Genomic DNA, 4,209 nt, shown 5'->3' with positions numbered 1-4,209 from the left:
TCTCTTGCCGGTCCGGCGCCCCGGCAAGGCCGCTCCTACAAAAGCATGCCGACGCTGTGCTGGGCCTACTCGCGGGCCAGTTCCGTCAGGTGGGCAATCGCTTCTTCGCTCTTGAGCACCAGCACATCCCCTTCGAGCGAGTCGAGCACCACCTCCGACGTATTGCCGATCAATGCACCAGAAATCCCCGTGCGGGCCACCGTGCCGATCACCGTGACCACGGCGCCGAACTTCTTCTCGGTATGGGGTATCAGCACATCGGCCGGGCCTTCGGCGACATGCAGGCGTTCATCGCTGATGTCGAACTCGGCCTGAAACGCGCGGCAGGCTTCGCGGTAGCGCTCTGCAATGGTCTCGCTGAGCTGGTAGACCGGGTCCGCAGCCGACAACATGGGAGAGGGGTGCGCACTGATGACGTGCAACTGACCTTTCGCCAGGCCGGCAATGGCATAGCCATGGTCGATGATGCTCGCGTGCAACCGGCGGTGATCCTCATCCTGGTTGCCGACATCCACGGCCGCCAGAATTACCCCGCCCGTCCATGGCCGCTCGGTTTTTACCATCAGCACCGGGCTGGGGCACAGGCGCAGCAACTTCCAGTCGCTGGGCGTCAGCAGTGCTTTTTTCAGGGGGTTGTCCGGCCGGTGCTCCTTGATGACCAGCTCGCAGCCTTCAGCTTGCTGCACCGCGATGATCGACTCGTGAAGGGTGTCGTGCCAGGCCTGCTCCGAGGTCACGTTGTCATACCCGTCATCGTGCAACTGGCTGCACAGCAGGCTGAGCAGCGCGCTGTGGTCCTGTTTCTTGTCACACATCAACAGGTGCAGGCGCGCGCCGGTCACCCCCGCGATCAGCTTGGCGCGGGTCAAAGCCCGGCTGTGGGCATGCGCGGGGTCGAGGACGACGAGGATGCTGCGGACGGCTTGCATGGGCTTGAGCTCCGTTCAAAGATGGCGGCCAATGCCTGACTATAGTCGGCGCCCCACCCGCCGCCGTTTGATGTACATCAAGCATAGTCACTGGCGCTGCCGCTTGCCGCCGGTATAATCGCCGGCCCTGCCTGTTCTGTCTGGTTGCACGTTTATGTCCTTGATCCCCGAAATCGACGCCTTTCTTGGCTGCCCGACCCCAGATGCCTGGATCGAAGCGGCGCTTGCCGACCAGGAAACCCTGCTGATCGACCACAAGAACTGCGAGTTCAAGGCCGCCAGCACCGCCTTGAGCCTGATCGCCAAGTACAACACGCACCTTGACCTGATCAACATGATGTCGCGCCTGGCCCGCGAGGAGCTGGTGCACCATGAGCAGGTGTTGCGCCTGATGAAGCGTCGGGGTGTGCCTTTGCGCCCGGTGTCGGCCGGGCGTTATGCCTCGGGCCTGCGCCGCCTGGTGCGTGCCCATGAACCGGTCAAGCTGGTGGATACCCTGGTGGTGGGGGCCTTCATCGAAGCACGCAGTTGCGAGCGCTTTGCCGCACTGGTGCCGCATCTGGATGAAGAGCTGGGTACCTTCTACCACGGCTTGCTGAAGAGTGAAGCGCGCCATTACCAGGGCTACCTGAAGCTGGCCCATCAGTATGGTGAGGCAGCGGACATTGCCCGCCGGGTGGAGCTGGTACGTGAGGCCGAGGCCGAACTGATCCAGTCACCGGACCAGGAGCTGCGCTTCCACAGCGGTATCCCGCTGGCGCAGGCCGCCTGAAACCCATCAGGCGGCGCTGCGGCCGTTAGCGCTGCTTAGTAACGGCGGCCCAACAACAGGCCTACCACCAGGCCGAAACCTGCGGACACGGCAACGGTCTGCCAGGGGTGGCCGCCGATGTAGTCCTGGGTGGCATCCACCACCGGCTGGGCCTTGTCACGCACATTGCTCGCCGCCTGGCGGGCCTGGCGCAGCTTCAGGCTGACTTGGGCGCGCAGGGTTTCTGCCTCCTCGCCAACCAGGGCTGCGCTGTCGTTGAGCAGCTTTTCGGATTCTTCGATCAATGCCTGCAGTTCGCTGAAGACCTGATCCTTGATCTGATCGCTGGCGGCTTGTGCGGCGTTTTTTCGGGCCATGAACTCATCCTCGTCAATGGGGGGTGAACAATGGATGCCGGCGCGTCGGGAAAGTTGCGCCGGCTTTCCGGTGACGCGTCGCTACGGTGTAAGATAGCGGCCATTTTCAACAGGCAGGTACCTTCATGAGTTTCAATCTGGCCAACAAGAGCTTCGAGGAACGGGCGCAGATCGAGGCAGAGAAGGCGCGGTTGTTCGAAATGTGGCAGAGCAACCTGGGCAAGGCCAAGGGCGAAGCGGCCCGGCTGATTTCCGAAAAGCCACGGCGCAAGGGCAAATGGGCCGAGTGGGTGCGTGCCGAGCTTGAAGGCATGTCGCCGCCCGAATACGCCAGCATGGTGCGCAGTGAGGTCAACAAGATGATGGCCGCCGCCAACAACAGCCGCTGAGGCTGTCTACCCGCCAGCGCCCGCAGCCGTCGGCAAATCCAGCGTGCCTTCGTCGGTGAAGCGGACGGTGCCCAGCAACCCGCCTGCCAGTTTGCCGCGCAGTACATAGGGTAACCCTTGCAGCGAATTGCGCTGGCCCAGGCCATAGGCTTGGCGCAGGAAGGAGAACGCGGTGACGCTGACCGGCACCACGATTACCGCTTCGTCGAACCGGCCTATATGCCCCTGCTGGTCACTCACACCGGCGGCCAGCGGCTGGCCGTTGACCTGCAGGTCGAGCGCGATGCCGTTGTAGTCGATCGGGGTTTCGTTAGGGTTCTGTACGCGTATTTTCACCGCCATGCGCAGTTCCAGCTCCTGGCCGGGCAGCGGCTCGATGCCGATCACGCTGATGTTGAGCGGGTCGCGCGCCTGGAACAACGCACAGGCGCTGAGGCCGAACGCCAACAGCAGTACCAGGCAGCCGCGGGCACAGCGGTGCAAATGGGCAGTCATGGGTTGCAACCTTGCCAGAAGAATTCAAGCGTCAGTGTGGCAAATGCTCTCTGACGTTGAAAGTGGCGTGCACAATGAAAGATACTGTTTCTCATTAACGCCCGACAATTCCTCTTACTGGCCTTTCTCCTACCTCATGCTGACGTCTCCCGTGTCTGGTCTGCTGGCGAGTTTCCAGGAGCACTACGACGACCTCCTGCAGTTCCTGACCCGGCGCATGAGCGATCGCCAGCGCGCCGCCGACGTCGCGCAGGAGACGTACCTGAAGCTGGTGAAGATCGACCAGCAAGCGGTCCCGGTGCTGCACGCGCGCAGTTTCATCTTTAGGGTTGCGGGCAACCTGGCGATCGATGCCTTGCGCCGTGAGCAACGCAACGCTGCCCGTCACGATGACAGCGATGGCACAGGGGAGGTGGCGTGCCCAGCGCCGGCGCCCGAGGCGGCGTTGCTTGCCCGCGAGCGCCTGCAGATACTCGACGAGGCGCTGTTGCAGTTGCCCAGCAACGCCCGCCAGGCGCTGTTGCTCAACCGCATCGAAGGCCTGACCCAGGCACAGATTGCACAACGGCTGGGCGTTTCCGAAAGCATGGTGGCAAAATACATCGGCCAGGCGCTGCGCCATTGCCGTGACTGGCTAAAACACAACCATGACTGAGCCTTACGCCATGCCTGCAGCCCAACCGCTCAGCGACCTCAGCGACGATGCCATCGATTGGCAGGTGCTGTTGCACGCGGGCAATGCCACGGCGGCGGACCACGCCCGCTACCAGCGCTGGTGCGCATTGAGCCCGGCGCATGCCGAGGCGGCGCGCGAGGCGCAAGCGCTGTGGCAAGACATTGGCCACACCCCGACCGCCCAGGTTGTCGCGCCACCACCCGCGCGGCGCCGACGGCACTGGGCGGCAGGCTTGGCGGCCTCGTTGGTGTTGCTGGCCGCAGGCTTTACCGGCTGGCAGCAGGCCCCAATCTGGCTGGCGGACTACCACACCGGGCTGGGGCAGCGGCAGGCTATTACCCTGGCCGATGGCTCGCGGGTACTGCTGAACAGCGGCAGTGCCTTGACGGTGGCATTTACCGACCGCGAGCGCCGAGTGGTGCTCAATGCTGGCGAGGCCTTGTTCGAAACGGCCAGCGACGCACGGCCCTTTGTGGTCGATAGCGCAGGCGAGGCGGTGCGGGGCACGGCGGCGACGTTCAGCGTGCGCCGCGATGGCCGCGTGGTGCTGGCCCAAGGCGAGGCCACGGTATGCCTTGCTCACGCGTTTGCG

Annotated in this window: 6 protein-coding genes and 1 pseudogene; 4 read left to right on the top strand and 3 right to left on the bottom strand. The window is 63.9% G+C overall.

Annotated elements, in window-relative coordinates; translation table 11 throughout:
• Window positions 1-65 precede the first annotated feature (65 nt).
• A complete protein-coding gene (locus NP534_RS25925) occupies window positions 66-929 on the bottom strand; it encodes a universal stress protein (protein ID WP_274100618.1) in 864 nt (287 codons plus the stop codon).
• A gap of 154 nt (window positions 930-1,083) precedes the next feature.
• Here NP534_RS25925 and NP534_RS25920 point away from each other — a divergent pair, with 154 nt between their 5' ends.
• The gene (locus NP534_RS25920; RefSeq protein WP_047583899.1) at window positions 1,084-1,701 is read left to right on the top strand and encodes a tRNA-(ms[2]io[6]A)-hydroxylase; all 618 of its coding nucleotides are present in this window, start codon (window positions 1,084-1,086) and stop codon (window positions 1,699-1,701) included.
• Between the two features lie 35 nt (window positions 1,702-1,736).
• On the opposite strand, the gene NP534_RS25915 is transcribed toward NP534_RS25920, so the two are convergent.
• Window positions 1,737-2,057, bottom strand: coding sequence for a DUF883 family protein (locus tag NP534_RS25915; protein ID WP_033700349.1), 321 nt, complete (start codon window positions 2,055-2,057; stop codon window positions 1,737-1,739).
• Window positions 2,058-2,182: 125 nt separating this feature from the next.
• Between NP534_RS25915 and NP534_RS25910 the strand changes: the two genes are divergently transcribed.
• Window positions 2,183-2,446: a hypothetical protein gene (locus NP534_RS25910; protein WP_186661176.1), complete on the top strand. Its 264-nt coding sequence runs from the start codon at window positions 2,183-2,185 to the stop codon at window positions 2,444-2,446.
• A gap of 6 nt (window positions 2,447-2,452) precedes the next feature.
• On the opposite strand, the gene NP534_RS25905 is transcribed toward NP534_RS25910, so the two are convergent.
• Window positions 2,453-2,941, bottom strand: coding sequence for an LEA type 2 family protein (locus NP534_RS25905; RefSeq protein ID WP_274100617.1), 489 nt, complete (start codon window positions 2,939-2,941; stop codon window positions 2,453-2,455).
• 136 nt (window positions 2,942-3,077) lie between these two features.
• Here NP534_RS25905 and NP534_RS25900 point away from each other — a divergent pair.
• Both NP534_RS25900 and NP534_RS25895 read left to right on the top strand, forming a co-directional pair.
• Window positions 3,078-3,581 (top strand): annotated as a pseudogene (locus NP534_RS25900) (RNA polymerase sigma factor); the annotation flags it as partial.
• A 25-nt stretch (window positions 3,582-3,606) separates the two neighbouring features.
• The coding region (locus NP534_RS25895; RefSeq protein ID WP_274100616.1) for a FecR family protein at window positions 3,607-4,209 on the top strand (603 nt) is incomplete at its 3' end.

Source organism: Pseudomonas sp. 39004 (assembly GCF_028682155.1).
Classification (GTDB): Bacteria; Pseudomonadota; Gammaproteobacteria; order Pseudomonadales; family Pseudomonadaceae; genus Aquipseudomonas; species Aquipseudomonas capeferrum.
This window is presented reverse-complemented; position numbering and strand designations above follow the sequence as displayed.

Excerpts from the sequence above, each read along its gene's own strand:
- NP534_RS25925 (WP_274100618.1), bottom strand. The coding sequence starts at position 929 with ATGCAAGCCGTCCGCAGCATCCTCGTCGTCCTCGACCCCGCGCATGCC.
- NP534_RS25920 (WP_047583899.1), top strand. The coding sequence starts at position 1,084 with ATGTCCTTGATCCCCGAAATCGACGCCTTTCTTGGCTGCCCGACCCCA.
- NP534_RS25915 (WP_033700349.1), bottom strand. The coding sequence starts at position 2,057 with ATGGCCCGAAAAAACGCCGCACAAGCCGCCAGCGATCAGATCAAGGAT.
- NP534_RS25910 (WP_186661176.1), top strand. The coding sequence starts at position 2,183 with ATGAGTTTCAATCTGGCCAACAAGAGCTTCGAGGAACGGGCGCAGATC.
- NP534_RS25905 (WP_274100617.1), bottom strand. The coding sequence starts at position 2,941 with ATGACTGCCCATTTGCACCGCTGTGCCCGCGGCTGCCTGGTACTGCTG.